The organism is Paenibacillus sp. FSL k6-2145, from assembly GCF_037976585.1.
Lineage (GTDB): Bacteria > Bacillota > Bacilli > Paenibacillales > Paenibacillaceae > Paenibacillus.
Window position 1 is genome coordinate 1,221,530 of sequence record NZ_CP150267.1, and the last position, 19,872, is coordinate 1,241,401.

Annotated in this window: 10 protein-coding genes, 12 tRNA genes and 2 rRNA genes; 1 reads left to right on the plus strand and 23 read right to left on the minus strand. The window is 47.1% G+C overall.

Annotation, left to right across the window (positions count from 1 at the left end; translation table 11 throughout):
- Nucleotides 1–33: 33 nt before the first annotated feature.
- The 9 genes from NZ043_RS05385 to ppc form a co-directional block, all read right to left on the minus strand.
- Nucleotides 34–156: a hypothetical protein gene (locus NZ043_RS05385; protein ID WP_256332438.1), complete on the minus strand. Its 123-nt coding sequence runs from the start codon at nt 154–156 to the stop codon at nt 34–36.
- 440 nt (nt 157–596) lie between these two features.
- Nucleotides 597–1,880, minus strand: a complete 1,284-nt coding sequence (gene ectB, locus NZ043_RS05390) for a diaminobutyrate--2-oxoglutarate transaminase (RefSeq protein ID WP_339310955.1) — start codon at nt 1,878–1,880, stop codon at nt 597–599.
- Nucleotides 1,881–3,137: 1,257 nt separating this feature from the next.
- Nucleotides 3,138–4,970 (minus strand): glutamine--fructose-6-phosphate transaminase (isomerizing), encoded by a 1,833-nt coding sequence (gene glmS / locus NZ043_RS05395; protein ID WP_339310957.1) that lies wholly within the window; start codon nt 4,968–4,970, stop codon nt 3,138–3,140.
- Nucleotides 4,971–5,891: 921 nt separating this feature from the next.
- Nucleotides 5,892–7,232 (minus strand): phosphoglucosamine mutase, encoded by a 1,341-nt coding sequence (gene glmM / locus NZ043_RS05400; protein ID WP_133387215.1) that lies wholly within the window; start codon nt 7,230–7,232, stop codon nt 5,892–5,894.
- A 72-nt stretch (nt 7,233–7,304) separates the two neighbouring features.
- The gene (locus tag NZ043_RS05405) at nt 7,305–8,798 is read right to left on the minus strand and encodes a CdaR family protein (protein ID WP_165980422.1); all 1,494 of its coding nucleotides are present in this window, start codon (nt 8,796–8,798) and stop codon (nt 7,305–7,307) included.
- On the minus strand, nt 8,791–9,627 hold the full coding sequence (gene cdaA, locus NZ043_RS05410) for a diadenylate cyclase CdaA (RefSeq protein ID WP_047841664.1): 837 nt from the start codon (nt 9,625–9,627) through the stop codon (nt 8,791–8,793). The genes NZ043_RS05405 and cdaA overlap by 8 nt, the downstream gene beginning before the upstream one ends.
- 314 nt (nt 9,628–9,941) lie before the next feature.
- Nucleotides 9,942–10,556 carry a zf-HC2 domain-containing protein gene (locus NZ043_RS05415; protein ID WP_036614042.1) on the minus strand — a complete coding sequence of 205 codons (615 nt, stop codon included), beginning with the start codon at nt 10,554–10,556 and terminating at the stop codon, nt 9,942–9,944.
- 136 nt (nt 10,557–10,692) lie between these two features.
- Entirely contained in the window at nt 10,693–11,259 is a 567-nt protein-coding gene (gene sigW / locus NZ043_RS05420) for an RNA polymerase sigma factor SigW (RefSeq protein ID WP_017692117.1), read from the minus strand.
- Nucleotides 11,260–11,521: 262 nt separating this feature from the next.
- Nucleotides 11,522–14,314: a phosphoenolpyruvate carboxylase gene (gene ppc, locus NZ043_RS05425; RefSeq protein WP_339310960.1), complete on the minus strand. Its 2,793-nt coding sequence runs from the start codon at nt 14,312–14,314 to the stop codon at nt 11,522–11,524.
- A 578-nt stretch (nt 14,315–14,892) separates the two neighbouring features.
- Between ppc and NZ043_RS05430 the strand changes: the two genes are divergently transcribed.
- Nucleotides 14,893–15,234: a WGxxGxxG family protein gene (locus NZ043_RS05430; RefSeq protein WP_091038383.1), complete on the plus strand. Its 342-nt coding sequence runs from the start codon at nt 14,893–14,895 to the stop codon at nt 15,232–15,234.
- A gap of 233 nt (nt 15,235–15,467) precedes the next feature.
- Here NZ043_RS05430 and NZ043_RS05435 read toward each other — a convergent pair.
- From NZ043_RS05435 to NZ043_RS05500, 14 genes are all read right to left on the minus strand, one after another.
- Nucleotides 15,468–15,538, minus strand: a tRNA-Gly gene (locus tag NZ043_RS05435).
- Between the two features lie 13 nt (nt 15,539–15,551).
- Nucleotides 15,552–15,625 (minus strand) — tRNA-Pro (locus NZ043_RS05440).
- A 15-nt stretch (nt 15,626–15,640) separates the two neighbouring features.
- Nucleotides 15,641–15,717, minus strand: a tRNA-Arg gene (locus NZ043_RS05445).
- Between the two features lie 7 nt (nt 15,718–15,724).
- A tRNA-Gly gene (locus tag NZ043_RS05450) sits at nt 15,725–15,799 on the minus strand.
- 10 nt (nt 15,800–15,809) lie between these two features.
- Nucleotides 15,810–15,890 (minus strand) — tRNA-Leu (locus NZ043_RS05455).
- 6 nt (nt 15,891–15,896) lie between these two features.
- Nucleotides 15,897–15,972, minus strand: a tRNA-Lys gene (locus NZ043_RS05460).
- A 9-nt stretch (nt 15,973–15,981) separates the two neighbouring features.
- Nucleotides 15,982–16,056, minus strand: a tRNA-Gln gene (locus NZ043_RS05465).
- A 9-nt stretch (nt 16,057–16,065) separates the two neighbouring features.
- A tRNA-Val gene (locus NZ043_RS05470) sits at nt 16,066–16,141 on the minus strand.
- A 7-nt stretch (nt 16,142–16,148) separates the two neighbouring features.
- Nucleotides 16,149–16,220, minus strand: a tRNA-Glu gene (locus tag NZ043_RS05475).
- A gap of 10 nt (nt 16,221–16,230) precedes the next feature.
- Nucleotides 16,231–16,303 (minus strand) — tRNA-Thr (locus NZ043_RS05480).
- A 3-nt stretch (nt 16,304–16,306) separates the two neighbouring features.
- Nucleotides 16,307–16,382: transfer RNA gene (locus tag NZ043_RS05485), tRNA-Asn, on the minus strand.
- 84 nt (nt 16,383–16,466) lie between these two features.
- Nucleotides 16,467–16,583, minus strand: a 5S ribosomal RNA gene (gene rrf, locus NZ043_RS05490).
- A 76-nt stretch (nt 16,584–16,659) separates the two neighbouring features.
- Nucleotides 16,660–19,587: ribosomal RNA gene (locus tag NZ043_RS05495) — 23S ribosomal RNA — on the minus strand.
- A gap of 203 nt (nt 19,588–19,790) precedes the next feature.
- Nucleotides 19,791–19,866: transfer RNA gene (locus NZ043_RS05500), tRNA-Ala, on the minus strand.
- Nucleotides 19,867–19,872: the final 6 nt, after the last annotated feature.

Sequence of the window (19,872 nt, forward strand, 5' to 3'; positions counted from 1 at the left end):
TCCCGTGCGTAAAGGACAACAACAAGCATCGTGCTACGCAAGAGATGCGGCTGCTTCGGACTCCTCTGCTTCAATATGATTGCTGCGGACGAGCCACCCGAAGACGGGATTTGGTTTAACATGGGGTTCGGAACTGGATTTGGGGATAAACGACAAGGAATGTTCCTCCTGTCGATGTAAGGCTTGCCGCAGGGTTCCGGCCGTCCAGCAGGAAGTCGACCGTAATTCCTAATTTGGCACCCGACCTTTGACGAAGCCTATGTTTAAGGGGTATTGATACACTCTATGTACGATTTGCTTATTCCCCCACAGCCCTGGTGTGGATAAGTAAAGATTCGGCTGCGGGGTAGTGAGCTTTTCCTGACGATTAAATTTAACGAGGGTACTGCATGAGACTCAAGGAATGCTCCGTATGACATGAACGGGACTGCCCTTGGATTGGCGGAGAATTCCATGCTGATTGACGTTACCGCAGCTAGCATGAGGAGAAAGTCTTCCACTTAGGTGAAAGCGCTACCTTAACATCAAGTCCGCACGCCCTCTGGAAGGCACTTTCGTGCCTATTGCCGGGGGCGCGGCCATCGGCTTGGCCAAGCTTAGGTTGTTACTAGCAAATCCTTGGTCTCCTGAGAGATCACCTGCTGCATACTGGACTTGATAATGTCGCAGCCGGCGGCCAGATGCTCCATCGAGACGGTCAGCGGAGGCATGATCTTCAGCACACAGTCTCCTCTGCCGGCTCTTTCAATGATGAGCCCGTTGTCGAAGCTGATATCCGTCACCCGCTTCGCCCCGGCTTCATCCATGAACCCCGAGACGTCAATGCCCCAGATCAGGCCGAGTCCGCGGATGACGATGGACGGATGCAGAGGCTTGATTTCTTGATCAAGGAACGAGCGTACAAACTCTTCTTTCTGTTTCACCTGAGCTTCCAATTCGGTTCTGTCCCGGAACTCGAGAGCAGCCTTCGCGGCCACAAAAGCCAGCTGGTTGCCGCGGAAGGTGCCGTTGTGCTCGCCCGGCGTCCAGATATCCAGTTCGGGCTTCAGCAGCAGCAGGGACATTGGCAGGCCGTACCCGCTGATCGACTTCGACAGGGTAATGAGATCCGGCTCGATCCCCGCACGTTCGAAGGAGAAGAATTCGCCTGTCCGGCCGCATCCTACTTGAATCTCGTCTGTAATGAGCAGAATATCGTGTCTGCGGCAAAGCTGCTGCAGCTCGCGTAGCCACTGCGCGTCGACAACGTGAATTCCGCCTTCGGCTTGTACCGTTTCAAGCAGGATCGCGGCCGGCTTGTCGATTCCGGAGTGCGAATCAGTCAGGATATTCTCGATATAGCCGAGCGTATCCATTTCTGCGAAAGCCCCGCTCGGGTGCGGCATGAACGTAACTCCGTCCAGAGGAAGCCCCGCCCCTTCTCTCATAGACTTGGAGCTTGTCGCCGATAGACTGCCGAGCGACATGCCGTGGAAGCCACCCATGAATGCGAATATTCCACTTCTCTTCTTCGCCTTGCGTGCGAGCTTCAGGGCCGCTTCCACCGCATTCGTCCCTGTTGGACCGCAGAATTGAAGCTTGTAATTCAGCTTCTTCGGCTCCAAGATCCGCTCCGAGAAGCTCTGGATGAATTCACGCTTGGCCATTGTATACATATCCAGACCGTGCATAATCCGGTCGGAGGTCAAGTAATCGAGAACCCGGTCTTTAATATAATCGTTGTTATGGCCGTAATTGAGTGCCCCGGCACCTGCAAAGAAATCAATATATGCTCTTCCGTCCTCAGAATATAAAAGGTCTCCCTTGGCCCGGTCGAATACCACCGGAAAGCTTCTGCAGTAAGATCTTACGTTGGATTCCAGCTTTTCAAAAATGCTCACTCACTTCATCCTCCATCGGAATTGGGATAAGGTTGGCTCCATCTTTCTGAACCTTCCTTTCTGAACCTTCTGACGTCATGGAGCAACATATTCTAGGCTGTCATTTTCCACAATTGTTGGTCCCCGCATGCCGGCTTGTTGGTTAGCCAGTATACTGGTCTCTCGCACACAGCTTGGATGGGTATAAAAAACCCTACAATTCCATTTATTAGAATAATAGGGAATAAGACCTAGGTTGAATTATATCAAAATTTACAAGAATGTATAGTGATTTTTTGTTAAATATAGTCATTATATTGTTAAATTTGGTTCGTAAAACATAATGTGTTAACATTTTTCGTTAAAAAAAGTGAATGGAGAAGAAACGTTAGGAATGATTTGACATCAATCGAGGAATTAGACGAGTGTTGACATTTAGCCATTGAACAGGTAAATTTGGTATATATTACCTTAAAATATTCTTTGCCGGTGTTCCGATTCCTTGCACTTTGTAATAACTTAACATGATTACCTGACCAATTTCTGAAAGCCTGGTTGGAAACTGGCCACAGCGTCCGCACGGATGGCAGCCGACATAGTTGTGTATCACGCCTTCTCATCAAACCGTGCGTGAGGTTTTCCCTTATACGCTATCCGATGTCCTTCACTCATTTACATACAGATTACAATAGCGTTCTGAATCCAAGTTGAACGGACAATGATTTCACTTCGCGCATAGGCTCCTTCATCGTGCGCATTGTTGCTTCTTGGCATAACATTTTGTGAGTCGCTGAAGGATGTACCAGTCACGTTTAATCACCTTTCTTTATTATTCAAATGATCTCATATGCCCGATCTGCATCCTGCTTGAAGATATATTGGCACTTACGAGTTGCGAATGTTGATGACTCTCTTTAAGAAGTTGATTCCATTCGTGCACGAAAAATATTTCAAATGTGAGAATTACAAAAAGATACTCTTCCTAAGGTACTCTATAATTTGGTGAATTTTCGTTCAATGAATGACCGCAATTTACAATGCAAAAACACAAATAAGATGGTTCTAATATTCAGAACCACCCTCCTGAAACATCAAAAAAGTCCTGACGACTTAGAGTCATCAGGACCATAATTTTGTTCATACTTTATTAGTTTACTGAATCTATTGATTAACGCATTTATCCATGTCATTGGACAATAGTTCGTGTAGTTCCATACTTTTGTTAATGGTTCTACACTTATTTATCATTGGACAATAAACTAATTTGTACAGAATACCTTACTCAACCGTTACACTTTTCGCCAGGTTACGTGGTTTATCCACATCATGACCCAGTGCCAGGGAAGCATAGTATGCCAGCAATTGCAGAGCAACTACAGACAAAGCAGGGCTAAGCAGTGGCAACGTCTTAGGAATCGCAAATGCTTGGTCTACGGATTTCAGCAATGGTGCTACGTGCTCTTCGTACGTAATTGCCAATACATCTGCGCCACGTGCTTTTACTTCCTTAATGTTGCTCACTGTTTTCTCAAGTACGTTCTCCTGCGTTGCCAGGGCAATAACAGGGATACCGTCTTCGATCAATGCAAGCGTACCGTGTTTCAACTCACCCGCAGCATACGCTTCGGAGTGAATATAAGAAATCTCTTTCAGCTTCAAAGATCCTTCTTGAGCTACTGCATAGTCAAGACCACGACCAATGAAGAAGAGATGTTCATGTTTGGAGATTTGCTCTGCATACCCTTTGATTGCCTCCGCTTGCTCCAACATGGATTCCACTTGCTCAGGCAATGCTTGCATTGCTGCCAGCGTGTGTGCAATCTCTTCTGCAGATTGAGTACCACGAACTTGTGCAAGGTACAGACCAAGCAAGTTGAAAGCAATCAACTGCGAAGTATACGCTTTGGTAGAAGCTACTGCAATCTCAGGACCTGCCAATGTTGCGATAACATCATCTGCATCACGTGCAATGGAGCTACCCACTACGTTTGTGATTGCCAGTACATGTGCACCATTGGATTGTGCTTCACGCAATGCAGCAAGCGTATCGGCAGTTTCACCGGATTGGCTCACTACGATTACAAGTGTATCTTTGTGCACGATTGGGGAACGGTAACGGTACTCGGAAGCCACATCTGTTTCAACCGGAATACGTACCAATTGCTCAATCACTGTACGTCCAACCAGACCTGCATGGTACGCTGTACCACATGCAATGATTTGAACGTTACGGATATTTTTAATTTGTTCTTCAGTCATTTTCAACTCAGGAAGTTGAACTTTTTTGCCTTCATTATCGATGCGACCCAGCATAGTATCACGATATGCTTTTGGTTGCTCATGAATTTCTTTCAGCATGAAGTGCTCAAATCCGCCTTTTTCTGCGGTTACAGCATCCCAATCGACACGAATCATTTCCCGAGAAATAAAGTTGCCTTCAATCGTCATCAATTCGACAGCATCATGTGTCAATACAGCCATTTCACCATCATTCAGAATGTACACGTTACGTGTATGTTCCAGAATTGCAGGGATGTCGGAACCAATGAAGTTCTCGCCTTCACCAATACCAATAATCAATGGGCTTGCTTGACGCACAGCTACGAGTTTCTCAGGCTCATGCTCTGTCAATACACCCAGTGCAAATGCGCCACGCAACAACGTGATCACTTTTTGTACTGTTTTGACGATATCACCATTGTATTCACGTGCGATCAGGTGAGAGATAACCTCAGTATCTGTCTCGGAAGTGAACGTGTGACCTTGAGCCATCAATTCGTCCTTCAGATCCAGGTAGTTCTCAATAATACCGTTATGCACAACAGAGAACTTCTGGCTTCCATCCGTGTGTGGATGAGAGTTCTCATCCGATGGTTTACCATGAGTTGCCCAACGTGTGTGTCCGATTCCGGCATTACCTACCAGTGGTGCACCATCCAGCTTGGCTTCAAGGTTCGCAAGACGACCAAGAGCTTTCGTGATTTGCAGACCTTCTGGTGTAAATACCGCGATACCTGCAGAATCATAACCACGATACTCGAGTTTCTTCAATCCTTCGACCAATACCGCTTGAGTGTTCTTATTACCAATATATCCAACAATACCGCACATAGTTTATTTCCTCCGTTTGTATATGATACTGTGTCACGAAGAGAAACAGGCAGAGGCGGCATATCGGAAAAATGAGTGATTGCCTAGCGTTTCATGAATACTTGGTACTTATTCAATTATCAATGATCAGAGCGACCTCGTGTCGCCCCGCAGTCATCATAAGCTGTTATGAATGCAATCATGAATGTACATCATTTTCCCGTCCGCGTACTGTTTACGCTCTTCACGCACATTCATTTGAATTTTAATTTAACTCTTGCACCTGCACCGGCGCGTTGTGTGGACAGTCACCTATCCATTTTCCGCAATCCGGTTTACGGCTCTGGTGCTTCACCGGGAGGTCCCCGCCGAACAATCCGAACACCTCCACCTCGTCAGCTTGATTGCCGTTGATCTTAATCAGCCGTTCTTCAACCCGAAGAAATCCTGATCAACATCATCCCGCGCAACTCCAAGCTCTGGCGCTTGTGTAACTGTAACCTTACGTTCCTCACTTTCTGTGTCTGAATGACGACTCCACTCATTATATGCACGTCAGGTCCATTTTGCAATGGAGCAAAGTACCTGTGACAATTTTAGCATATTTACCTACAATCCCGACCGGATAAACGGACCTATGGTCTCATCAGGCCGGGACGCAGGAATATCCATCATTAGAGGTAATTCAAAAATTCCGCTTTTGATTACGAATCATGCCTAACGGCATCATCAGCATCGAATATGAAATTCAGCCGAAATGTCCGTTGCTCACGTAGTTTCCCTACGCTCCGCTACTCCATTTCTATCTTCATTCCATCTTCTTGGTACTGAAAACCAGACTTTTTGAACACGCACTATATGTCCTAAATCCTGTTATATCATACCCTTTATACACAACAATTCCCTTAAGAAAACCGTATGCACAAGGGATTTCTTCCAGTCTTATACCAGTTCTTTTTGCACTACATCTGCGATTTGAGACACAAATTGTTCAAGTTCGTTTTTATCTGGTCCTTCCGCCATAACACGGATAAGAGATTCAGTACCTGAAGCACGAACGAGTACACGTCCATTATCACCGAGTTGTTGTTCTACTGTAGCAATAGCTTGCTCGATTGCAGCATTGCCCTCGTATTTGCTCTTATCTTCAACACGCACATTCACCAATACTTGTGGGTACTGGGTCATTAGCGCTTTTAGTTCACTCAGTTTTTTACCGGAAGCCTTGAGCGTATCCACGAGTTGAATCGCAGTCAGCATACCGTCTCCAGTTGTATTGTAATCCAGGAAAATAACATGGCCAGATTGTTCTCCACCCAAGTTGTAACCGCCGCGACGCATTTCCTCCATCACATAACGGTCACCTACTGCCGTTTTAGCTGTTTTCAGTGCAAGTTTCTCCGTTGCTTTGTAGAATCCGATGTTACTCATAACGGTCGATACAACGGTACTGTCCTTCAACTTGCCTGCACGATTCATCGCATCACCGCAGATACACAGAATGAAGTCTCCATCCACCTCAGCGCCTGTCTCATCAATAGCAATAAGACGATCCGCATCCCCGTCAAAAGCAAGACCCAGATCTGCCTTATGTTTGAGCACTTCTTGTTTCAGGTTCTCTGGATGAGTTGATCCACATTGCTCATTAATATTCAGGCCGTTAGGCTCAGCGCCAATGGCAATGACTTCTGCACCTAGTTCACTGAACAATTTTGGTGCCAGTTCATAAGCTGCTCCGTTTGCACAGTCCAAAACAATTTTAAGTCCAGAGAACGATTCATTTACAGTCGTTTTCAGGAAATCAAGGTAACGATAACGGGATTCTTCATCTGTCGTTACAGTACCCAGCCCGCCACCAACTGGCCGTGGCAATTGATCTGTCTCCGCATCCATCAGTTCTTCAATCCGGTTCTCTGTTTCATCAGACAGCTTGAAGCCATCTCCACCAAAGAACTTGATTCCGTTATCCTCAACCGGATTGTGGGAAGCCGAGATCATCACGCCCGCGTCAGCTTTCAACAAACGTGCAATATACGCCACTCCCGGAGTGGATACAACGCCCAGACGGATCACATCAGCGCCAATGGACAACAGGCCTGCAACCAGTGCGGATTCCAACATCAATCCCGAGATACGAGTATCCATGCCGATAACCACTTTTGGTCTTTCCACACCACCTGCAAGCACGTAACCACCACAACGTCCAATGCTGTAAGCCAGCTCTGCCGTTAACTCTTTATTGGCAACCCCTCTTACACCGTCTGTACCAAAATATTTCCCCATGATTTAACTCCTTCTATTCGCATCATATACGAGCACTATTATTATTTTTTGAGAATTTTAAAATTAGAACGTTTACGGATTCGCGCCACTTTTACTGCCAGTACCGCTGTTATTATTATTTAAATTACCTCGACTGCTTGTGCTCCCCTGTTGACCCTGATCCTGAGTATCCGTATTCGATTCCGTTTCTTCTTCATCAGGAACAGGCTCCGTTTCCCCATTTTCGACCTCGGCTGGTGAAGGGTCAGGTGCTACCGTTCCCTCGTCAGTCGGATCTTCGCTAGGAGTAGTTGTGGTGTCTTCAGCCTTTTCGCTAATTTTGACCGTTGCACTCAGAGCATTGGATGATTCATCCAGTTTGGCATAACGGGGCAGGTCGGCTTCAAGCTTGATCTCATGCGTTCCGACCGCAAGTCCAGTGAGATCCCCGGTCAACGTGAGATCATCACTACTTAGACCCTCAAGCATACTAGCTGAGCCTGTGAGTGTAAGGTTCAGACCGCCGCTTCTAGGCGTAACCAGCGTCCCTTCCAGTCCATTCCCCGCACCGGTAAGTGTGATGGGGACGTTCGGAAAGACTTTGGTTGTCTCCTCTGCCTCGTCAAATGGTGATATGGTTACCTTGATCTGAATCGAACTAGGCTCGATTTTCTCAAAACCGGAAGGCGGCGTCAAGTCCACGTTAACTGTCGATGTACCCGACTGATCAAACTGTGTAAGATCAAGGGTTACTTGGTCGTAGGCCTGTATACCCGCAAGCGCATCCTCTGATCCATAAACCGAGACTTCTTTCACGCTTGGCTCTACCGTGGAGAGTACCAGGCCTTCCGGAAGCTGTCCCGAATATTTGATTCTTAAGGGTACAGATGTATAGGGCTGATTGACCGGAACTCGGACTTCAACCGTTTGAGGCGTTATAATCGCATTTTCAAGGACCTTGCCTTCAGCATCGTATGCTTGAAGTTTCACTTTTTTCTGTATGACATCTTCCTTGGCATCTTTCACGCTCACACTGCCCTGGACCTTCGCTACAGCCTCGAGTTGTCCTTCGGGCAGAGTTACCTTAACCGGCGTCGAAGGTTCAATTACGGGCGTTCCAGCGCTGTATCCGGCGGATGGTTCCCCTTCGGGTACAATATTCACATTGAAGGATTTGGTGCCCAATTTTTCTACATTCACCGTAACCATGGAAGGTTCCATGCTGACCACTTCTACCCCGGAAGGCAAATCAGGTACAAGTGGCAGTGTATTGGACCCATCTTTCACCTGACTCAGATCGACCAGTACTTTGTAATCGTCATTCGTAAAAATCGATGTTAGCATCGAGCGCTGTCCTTTGATCTCCAGCCGGACCTCATCCGTACTTAATGAAGTAAGCACATAACTGTTGCTGTCTAATCCATAAGGTTGAACAGGCACCGTACGTTCCACAACCTTGTTGGTTGTCCCTGTTGTAATCGTAGGTGTGGTTGGTACTTCATCCAGATGAATCATGAACCAGAGCAGCAGGCTCACCGCAAGCGCAAGTATTTTGGCAAAGTTATTATTGTTAAACCACTTATCCATTGTTACGTCCTCCCTTCCGTTTCCAGAAGGTTGTCCAGCCATTCTTTTTCAGATTGGATGTAGGGCGCAACTCCTCATACAGTTTGGCAATCAGCGATTCTTCCTTAATATCACGAACGACCTGTCCATTCATTGCAAGTGACACTTGTCCTGTCTCCTCGGAGACAACCAAACAGATCGCATCTGCAACTTCGGTAATCCCGATTGCTGCACGGTGACGTGTTCCCAGTTCCTTACTGATAAAAGGATTCTCCGATAATGGCAAATAACAAGCTGCCGCCGAAATCTGTTTTCCCTGTATAATAACGGCTCCATCATGGAGCGGTGTATTTGGAATAAAGATGTTAATCATCAGCTCCGAGCTGACCAGAGATTGCATCTTAATGCCCGATTCCGTGTAATCGTTCAGACCCGTTTCACGTTCAAATACGACCAATGCGCCAATTTTACGCCGTGACAAATAATTAACTGACTTAATAATCTCACCAATTAACACCGTTAATTCTTCATCACTCGCTGCCGCTGAACGTCCAAACAGCTTACCGCGTCCCAATTGCTCCAGACCACGACGCAGTTCCGGCTGAAAGATAATGAACACCGCAACAACACCAAACGTAAACATCTGGTTCATTAACCATTTGAGCGTATACAGGTTTAGCCACGTACTTAATGCCCAGATCAGCACAAGGAACAGAATTCCTTTCAGGAGCTGAACCGCACGTGTCCCTCGCACAAGCAAAATCAGTTTGTACATAATATAGGTAACGATCAATATATCGATAACGTCCTTAATGGACTCTGTCCACGTTAAGTCAGCAAAATAATTCATAAGCCAGCCCCCGCTATCCCCATTGATGAGTAAACCCTGATCTCATATTAACCCATTAGGATTTTATATAATCCTTTGTCTCCGCATTTCTGCATCATTCAATTTGTGCAAAATGCGTATCTATATGTAGTAGTATGTTCTCTTTAGTATCTAGGTTATAACGTTAACGTTCAGGTTGCAAGTTACGGCAGTCTCAAACTGCACATAAACATCACATTTACCATGAATTACAAAGTTTGCGTATAAAAAAAGAGTACCCCATGCAATCTGGAGGTACCCTGCTTGGTATATACCATTGAAGATTTTACCCTGTTCTAGCGATAAGCCACTTCATTTACCATATTGGTTATTTTGTACCAGAACCAGTCCAGCGCCTGATCAATACTTTTCACCTGACCTGAAATATGCGCCGTTGAAGCCTGAAACAGTTGTCCGTCGATAACCGTCAGATTGCCGTTCACATCACCATATACTTGTGCGGTTCCATTTTCTATCGTAAGATCGCCAGCAATTGACTTACCTTCAGGAACAATAACCGTGTTACCCTGAATCACGATCTGGTCCAGATTATTTCCCTTAACAACCATTTCGTTATTCTGATTCCAGAAATTCAAGGCGCTAAAGAGCATCACGACCAAAAAGAAGGCTGCCGCCGTCAGCGCGGGATGTCCTTTGACCCATTTGAGCCATGCTTGCTGTCTCTTGGGCTGGGGCAGAGCATTCATAATTCGATTGGTCAGCTCATCAGAGGCAGACGGTGAATAGTGTTTCATGGCAAAGAGTAACATTTCCGTCTGTTCCAACTCTTTAAAGCGCATGCGACAATCCGGACAGATCACAAGGTGACTTTTCAGTTCAACCTTCTGGGCCGGGGACAACGACTCATCCAAACATTCATGCATTAAAGAGACGGCCGAGTTGCAATCCATATGAGAGCCAATCCTTTCTTAAATCACTTAGTCCATGTGCCATTAAAAAGCACGCATAAGACTTGCATACATTACATACGCATCCGTTTCGGATATGTTTCAAATAATTTCGCCCATATTTAAAGGCGTTTAACATTTATAACTTATACTCCAATTTTTTACGTAGAAAATCACGGCCCCGATGAACGCGTGTCTTGATCGTTGTTACGGGCATACCTGTCACGTCACTGATTTCCTGTAGCGACAAGTCCTGTAAATATCTCAGAATCATAACGGACTTATACTTGGCTGGCAAACTGTCAATGGCCTCACGAATGAGTGTCTGCGTTTCTGACAGGAGCGCTTCACTCTCCGGTGTACGATCATCACTCGGGAGCATCGCATAACCATCAGATCCTTCCTGGTCATTCAGTTCAGCATCCAAAGAGTATGAAGGTTTCTTTCTGCGCAGTCGGTCAATACACAGATTTGTCGCGATCCGGTAGATCCAGGTTGAGAACTTCTGGTTCGGATCGTACTTCTCCATATTACGAAACACACGCAAAAACGTCTCCTGCACAACGTCTTCAGCTTCATGACGATTGTTCAGCATCCGGTATGCCAAATGAAATAGCTTGTCCTTATATAGTTCAACGATTTCTGCGAAGGCTCTCTGGTCGCCCTTGAGCACCAGTTTCACAAGCCTGTTCTCCAAATTGTCCACCCTTATTCCCCCAGACATGCTGATGGGTCTTCCGTCTTCTGATACCCGTCCACACTTGTAATTCACCAATCAAATCGTAAATCAACTTTGGTCAAAAATCAAGACTGTATGACAAATATCCGCCAAAAACAGTAAAAACGGGAACTCCCGCAGGAGTCCCGTTTCATCTCTCACTCCGTAGAGCAGAGAATGGAGCTTTTTAGTTAACAAAGTAATGAGTACTTTGTTACATATGAATTATTCATATGCATCAGTTCAGGCATCAACCTGTATTACGCAGCCCTGCAGCAATACCGTTTATAGTCAACAACACTTCTCTAAGCAGCTCCGTATCGTCCTCACCACGTTCACGCATATCTCTGAGCTCGCTCAGAAGTTGAACCTGCATGTAGGACAACGGATCTACATAAGGGTTACGAAGGCGAATGGATTCTTGAATAACCGGTACATCATCCAGAATTTCAGCTTCTCCGGTAATTTTCAGAATCAGCTCTTTTGTGAGCTTGAACTCGGCTTCGATCTGACCGTATATGCGATCACGGGCTTCCTTGTTCGAAGTCATTGCTGAATATTCTTTGGCAATCACCAGATCTGCCTTGGCTACGGCCATCTGTACCGTATCAATTAATGTACGGAAGAATGGGAAGCTTGCATACATTTCTTTCAGGACAATTAGATTTTCCTCTTTATCCTGATAGTAACTTTGCAATCCTGTTCCTGCCGCGTACCATGCCGGAAGCAGATATCGACTTTGAGTCCATGCGAATACCCAAGGGATCGCTCTCAGATCTTCAAACTTATCGCTATTTTTACGCTTGGATGGACGGGAACCAATATTCAGTTCACCAACCTCCGGAAGCGGCGTTGATTCTTTGAAGAAGGTAAAGAAGTCTGGATCACGGAAAATCAGGTCCTGATATTTCGTCAGAGATACTTCCGAAATCTCTTTGATGATGCTGTCCCAATGGCGCTCGGATGCTGACTCCTGAGGCTCTAGCCCATTAAGTGCTGCTGTAATCAAAGCCGAAGTTGCTTGCTCCAGACTGCGGTATGCAATCCCCTGAAGGGAATAACGGGAAGAAATAACCTCTCCCTGCTCCGTAATCTTGATGCCTCCACCAATGGTATGCGGTGGTTGAGCAAGAATACTGCGGTTGAGTGGCATGCCGCCACGTCCAAGAGCCCCGCCACGTCCATGGAAGAACTTCAGCTTAACGCCGTGTTCATTACCTACAGCCGTGATGGCATTCATTGCTACGCGCAGTTCCCAGTTGGCTGTAACCACTCCGCCATCCTTGTTACTGTCTGAATAACCAAGCATGATTTCATGCAGTTCATTCCGTCCTTTTACGCTTGCGCGGTATACAGGAAGGTTGAACAGCTTCTCCATAATGTCCGAAGCCGCATGTAGATCATCAATCGTTTCAAACAGCGGTACCGCTTGAAGTGTAGATACAACGTCACCGTTGTGACCTTTGGTGAATAAGCCCACTTCCTTGGCAAATACCATAACCTCAAGCAAATCACTTGCGCCCTGCGTCATACTGATCAGGTAACTTGTGATACAGCCGTCCCCAAATTCGTTCTGGGCACGTTTAATGGTACGGAAGACATCCAGACACTCTTTGGTTCCCTCCGTGTATTGGTGATAAGGAGAAGTAAGCGGACGTGGATCATCCAGCAAACGAGCAAGCAGATCGATTTTACCGTCTTCAGTCAGACGCGCATAATCCTCTACAATGTTCATTTTCGCCAAAATCTCCGACATCGCATTTTCATGTTCCTTACTGTGCTGACGCACATCCAATGCTGCGGTATGGAAACCAAACAACTCGACTTGACGAATCATTTTGCGAATGGTCGTATCTGCTACGTAATCGGCAAAATGATGGCGCAGACTTCGATCAATAATCATCAGTTCATCAATCAAATCCTGTGCGCTATGATAACGGTCAGGCCGACCTAATTTGTTCTCATCCAGTACATTGTTCAGCTTGGCAATCATATAGGCCAATTTGATGCGGTATGGCTCTTTTTCATTCCGCCAGATATCCACTTTTTTCAATGTAACAGAATTACGGTCCTGCTCAATCGACTGCACCAGCTCATCCGATACATGGATGATGTTTGTGCTGAAGCTGAGATGGCCCATAAGTTCAATCATAATCCGTTGGTATTCACGCAAAGCGAGCTTGCGTTGCATCAACAGCGTCTGCCATGTTACATCTGAAGTTACCGAAGGATTTCCATCCCGGTCTCCACCGATCCAGGAACCGAACCGCAAATACGTCGGCACATGCCAGTCATGGTCAGGATAAAATTTGTTCAGGCAGCGTTCCAGCTCCTGATATACATCCGGAAGTACGTGGAACAACGTTTCATGAAAGTAATACATCCCGTTCCGCACTTCATCGAGTACAGTCGGTTTACGGTCGCGAAGTTCATCTGTCTGCCAGAGTGTAATAACCTCATTCAGCAGTTTCTCACGCAACTGTTCACGTTCACGCAACGTCAGCGTAGGATTATCAAGTGACATGACATCTTCGGATATCCGCTTGTGGATGTCCAGAATAACCCGGCGCATGGCTTCGGTTGGGTGAGCTGTCATGACGAGTTCCAATGACAAATCATCAAGAATCTCTTCCACCTCTGTATGAGACAGTCCACGTTCCTTAAGATCCTGTACTGCTTTCTCAATCGATCCTGGCTGCACAGCGTCCCCTGCAGAACGTTCATAATCCCGTTTACGCCGGATCCGATGGTTTTGTTCAGCAATATTAACTAATTGAAAATAAATAGCGAAAGCCCGAATAACCTGATGACGATTGTCCGAGTCTAATTCCTGGATCATCGTTTTGAACTCTGCATAGAGTTCTGGCAGAAATTCTGCACGCAACGATTTGCTCGTTTCCCGAATCTTCTCAACGATATCTAGAAGCTCCGTGCCGCCTTGATGGACAAGAACTTCTCCGAGTATATTGCCCAGGAACCGCACGTCTCGCCGAAGCAGGTTGTTGGATTGGCTTTTGCTGGCGGTTACCATAGTTTCAGTCATGCTTATCCTCCCATCTGATCGTTCCATTCGTACACGTAAATTTGACACCTTCATAACATCATACAATAAAATGGTACGAAAATCTTTATTTTTCTACTAGAAAAAATGGGGATTATCCCCGATTTACAGCACAAAAACACGCTTTTTTATTCATTTTCTTGTTCTGCTTCAATTAATGGTCATATACTGTCGCATGATACCTTTTTCACGTACTTTAGATAAATCAAAAGTCTCATACCTATTCTTAAAAACTCATAAATATACAGTTCTTTTAGATATGATCCCATGTACCTGATTGTAAGGTTAAACCGCATAATTTCATTGTTTGAGAACAGATGATATACAAAGAAACATGACCGGCAAAGCAAGCTTTTGTATACTTTACCACAGTGACGCAATAAATTAAAGATGTAATTATAAATTTCTTTTCACTACAAGTCTGCTTATTAGGGGAGGTTCTTATGTGTGTTCCTAACCTACTGTAATTGTAGGGATATCTTAACAGACCATTTCTACATAATGTTCTTAGCTTTTTGGGCAGATTAATCTATAGCTCTAACCAAAAAGGAGGAATTTAAATGATGAAGAAAGGTACAACAATTATTGCTTCCGTGCTTCTGGTGGCCGCGATGGCTGGCCCTGCTGCAGCTGATGGTCAAATGTCCAAAGGAATGGATACCAACACCAATGGATCACGTGTCCGGTCTTATCAGGACACCAACTACATGGATCGCACAAACACCAACCTGAATATGGATGGAAACTACCGCAACAATGGTGACTATCGTACCAACAGTGTTCGTGCAAACGCCACAACAACCGACCGTGATAACGGCATGGATTGGGGCTGGCTCGGTTTGCTGGGACTGCTTGGATTAGCGGGCATGCGTAGAAGAGTGACGGATCACAACGAACGTTAAATTGTACGCACGTCACGTTACAATAGCTGCTACGTCTTAGAAGCAGCTCATCCACAGAGATAAACAGAAGAGCCAAGACCTCCCTATTTGGATTGCAAAGGGGTCTTGGCTCTTTTTGAATAAACCTGCACTGTACCTTACATAAAATATTATATAAAATAACTACTAATTATTACGTTAATAAAAATAAAAAAACCTCTGCATCTGCAAAGGCTCTTTCATTATATCCTGTAAGCGGGTGATGGGAATCGAACCCACGCTATTAGCTTGGAAGGCTAAAGTTCTACCATTGAACTACACCCGCATAAACAAAAAAATCGGGATGACACGATTTGAACATGCGACCCCCTGGTCCCAAACCAGGTGCTCTACCAAGCTGAGCTACATCCCGATACTAAAAAAATAATGGCGCGCCCTGAGAGATTCGAACTCCCGGCCTTTTGATTCGTAGTCAAACGCTCTATCCAGCTGAGCTAAGGGCGCAAAATATTGGAGCGGAAGACGGGAATCGAACCCGCGACCCTCGCCTTGGCAAGGCGATGCTCTACCGCTGAGCCACTTCCGCAAATAAAGGATGCGCGTGGAGGGACTTGAACCCCCACGTCAAAGACGCTAGATCCTAAGTCTAGTGCGTCTGCCAATTCCGCCACACGCGCATATAATGGTGAGTCATGAAGGGCTCGAACCTTCGACACCCTGATTAAAAGTCAGGTGCTCTACCAACTGAGCTAATGACTCATACTAAAATGGCTGGGGATATAGGATTTGAACCTATGCATGACGGAGTCAAAGTCCGTTGCCTTACCGCTTGGCTAATCCCCAATAAAAATATGGTGGAGGCTGAGGGGATCGAACCCCCGACCCTCTGCTTGTAAGGCAGATGCTCTCCCAGCTGAGCTAAGCCTCCAACTATATGACCCGTAGGGGATTCGAACCCCTGTTACCTCCGTGAAAGGGAGGTGTCTTAACCCCTTGACCAACGGGCCCCATTTCCAAAGCTCTCAACCGGGATCGAACCGGTGACCTCATCCTTACCATGGATGCACTCTACCTACTGAGCTATGAGAGCAAATGGCTCCCCGAACAGGGCTCGAACCTGTGACAACTCGATTAACAGTCGAGTGCTCTACCAACTGAGCTATCAGGGAATAATATGCATTTGCAGGGCAAATGCAATTCATCGTACAACGTCCACATGCAGAGCCTGTTTTCTATGTATGATGAAAGAGTTCGCTTGGCGGCGTCCTACTCTCCCAGGACCCTGCGGTCCAAGTACCATCGGCGCTAGAGGGCTTAACGGTCGTGTTCGGGATGGGTACGTGTGGAACCCCTCCGCCATCGCCACCAAACGCATAGCTTACATTTCAGAGATCGTTCTCTGAAAACTAGATTCGAAACGAAACACGCGAATTATCACTTGCATATTTGGATAAGCCCTCGACCGATTAGTACTGGTCAGCTCCATGCATTGCTGCACTTCCACCCCCAGCCTATCTACCTCGTCGTCTTCAAGGGGTCTTACATACTGGGAAATCTCATCTTGAGGGGGGCTTCACGCTTAGATGCTTTCAGCGTTTATCCCGTCCGTACATAGCTACCCAGCGGTGCTCCTGGCGGAACAACTGGTACACCAGCGGTACGTCCATCCCGGTCCTCTCGTACTAAGGACAGCTCCTCTCAAATTTCCTACGCCCACGACAGATAGGGACCGAACTGTCTCACGACGTTCTGAACCCAGCTCGCGTACCGCTTTAATGGGCGAACAGCCCAACCCTTGGGACCTACTTCAGCCCCAGGATGCGATGAGCCGACATCGAGGTGCCAAACCTCCCCGTCGATGTGGACTCTTGGGGGAGATAAGCCTGTTATCCCCAGGGTAGCTTTTATCCGTTGAGCGATGGCCCTTCCATGCGGTACCACCGGATCACTAAGCCCGACTTTCGTCCCTGCTCGACTTGTAGGTCTCGCAGTCAAGCTCCCTTATGCCTTTGCACTCTTCGAATGATTTCCAACCATTCTGAGGGAACCTTTGGGCGCCTCCGTTACTCTTTAGGAGGCGACCGCCCCAGTCAAACTGCCCACCTGACACTGTCCCCGCACCGGATTACGGTACCAGGTTAGAACCTAGATACGATCAGGGTGGTATCCCAACGTTGCCTCCATGGAAGCTTGCGCTCCCACTTCAAAGGCTCCCACCTATCCTGTACAGATCGTACCCAAATTCAATATCAAGCTGCAGTAAAGCTCCATGGGGTCTTTCCGTCTTGTCGCGGGTAACCTGCATCTTCACAGGTATTAAAATTTCACCGGATCTCTCGTTGAGACAGCGCCCAAGTCGTTACGCCATTCGTGCGGGTCAGAATTTACCTGACAAGGAATTTCGCTACCTTAGGACCGTTATAGTTACGGCCGCCGTTTACTGGGGCTTCGGTTCACAGCTTCGGGATTACTCCCTAACCACTCCCCTTAACCTTCCAGCACCGGGCAGGCGTCAGCCCGTATACTTCGCCTTACGGCTTCGCACAGACCTGTGTTTTTGCTAAACAGTCGCTTGGGCCTTTTCACTGCGGCCCCCTCGTGCTATTCACACTACCGGGGCACCCCTTCTCCCGAAGTTACGGGGTCATTTTGCCGAGTTCCTTAACGAGAGTTCTTCCGCGCGCCTTAGAATACTCTTCTCGCCTACCTGTGTCGGTTTGCGGTACGGGCACCTTCACCTGGCTAGAGGCTTTTCTTGGCAGTGTGAGATCATGACCTTCGCTACTATAATTTTCGCTCCCCATCACAGCTCAGCCTTACAATGTGCGGATTTGCCTACACATCAGCCTCACTGCTTAGACGGACATCCATCAGTCCGCGTCACTACCCTACTGCGTCCCCCCATTGCTCATAACGGCTTACGGTGGTACAGGAATTTCGACCTGTTGTCCTTCGACTACGCCTTTCGGCCTCGCCTTAGGTCCCGACTTACCCTGAGCGGACGAGCCTTCCTCAGGAACCCTTAGGCTTTCGGCGGATCAGATTCTCACTGATCTTTTCGTTACTCATACCGGCATTCTCACTTGTATAATGTCCAGCGCTCCTTACGGTACACCTTCAACCCTTATACAACGCTCCCCTACCCCTGATGCAAAGCATCAAGCCATAGCTTCGGTGGTGTGTTTAGCCCCGTTACATTTTCGGCGCAGAGTCACTCGACCAGTGAGCTATTACGCACTCTTTCAATGGTGGCTGCTTCTAAGCCAACATCCTGGTTGTCTGTGCAACTCCACATCCTTTCCCACTTAACACACACTTGGGGACCTTAGCTGATGGTCTGGGCTGTTTCCCTTTTGACAATGGATCTTAGCACTCACTGTCTGACTCCCGGAAGTAAGTCTATGGCATTCGGAGTTTGACTGAGCTTGGTAACCCTTGCGGGCCCCGCACCCAATCAGTGCTCTACCTCCACGACTCTGTTTTCCGAGGCTAGCCCTAAAGCTATTTCGGGGAGAACCAGCTATCTCCGAGTTCGATTGGAATTTCTCCGCTACCCCCACCTCATCCCCGCATTTTTCAACATGCGTGGGTTCGGGCCTCCAGTGCGTGTTACCGCACCTTCACCCTGGACAGGGGTAGATCACCCGGTTTCGGGTCTACGTCCACGTACTAATTCGCCCTATTCAGACTCGCTTTCGCTGCGGCTCCGGCTCTTCACCTTAACCTTGCACGGGAACGTAACTCGCCGGTTCATTCTACAAAAGGCACGCCATCACCCCTAAAACGGGCTCTGACTTTTTGTAAGCACACGGTTTCAGGTTCTATTTCACTCCCCTTCCGGGGTGCTTTTCACCTTTCCCTCACGGTACTGCTTCACTATCGGTCGCTAGGAAGTATTTAGCCTTGGCAGATGGTCCTGCCGGATTCATACGGGGTTTCACGTGCCCCGCACTACTCGGGATCCGTCTCGGAGGGAACAGACTTTCAACTACAGGGCTTTTACCTTCTTTGGCGGGCCTTTCCAGACCTCTTCGCTTAACCGGTTCCTTTGTAACTCCATGTGAGACGTCCCACAACCCCAAAGAGCAAGCTCTCTGGTTTGGGCTTCTCCGCGTTCGCTCGCCGCTACTGACGGAATCACTATTGTTTTCTCTTCCTCAGGGTACTTAGATGTTTCAGTTCCCCTGGTATGCCTCTACACAACCTATGTATTCAGTTGTGAGTAACTGGAAATTACCCCAGCTGGGTTTCCCCATTCGGACACCCCCGGATCAAAGCTTGCTTACAGCTCCCCGAGGCAGTTTCGTTGTTCGCCACGTCCTTCATCGGCTCCTAGCGCCTAGGCATCCTCCGTGTGCTCTTAGTAGCTTAACCATATCGCTCGTGTTCGAGCTGTCACTCCGCTTGGTTTGCTTGCGCAAATCCAAAAGTCGTTCCATTTCGATCACTCGCTCATGCAATCTACCTTATAAAAACACTTCACTTGTTTACACAAGATCAGCTTAAAGGAATGTTCTAATTCGCGTTTGTTTCGTTTCGATATCTAGTTTTCAAAGAACAAACTTGTAAAACATATTTGGTGGAGCCAAGCGGGATCGAACCGCTGACCTCCTGCTTGCAAGGCAGGCGCTCTCCCAGCTGAGCTATGGCCCCATATAA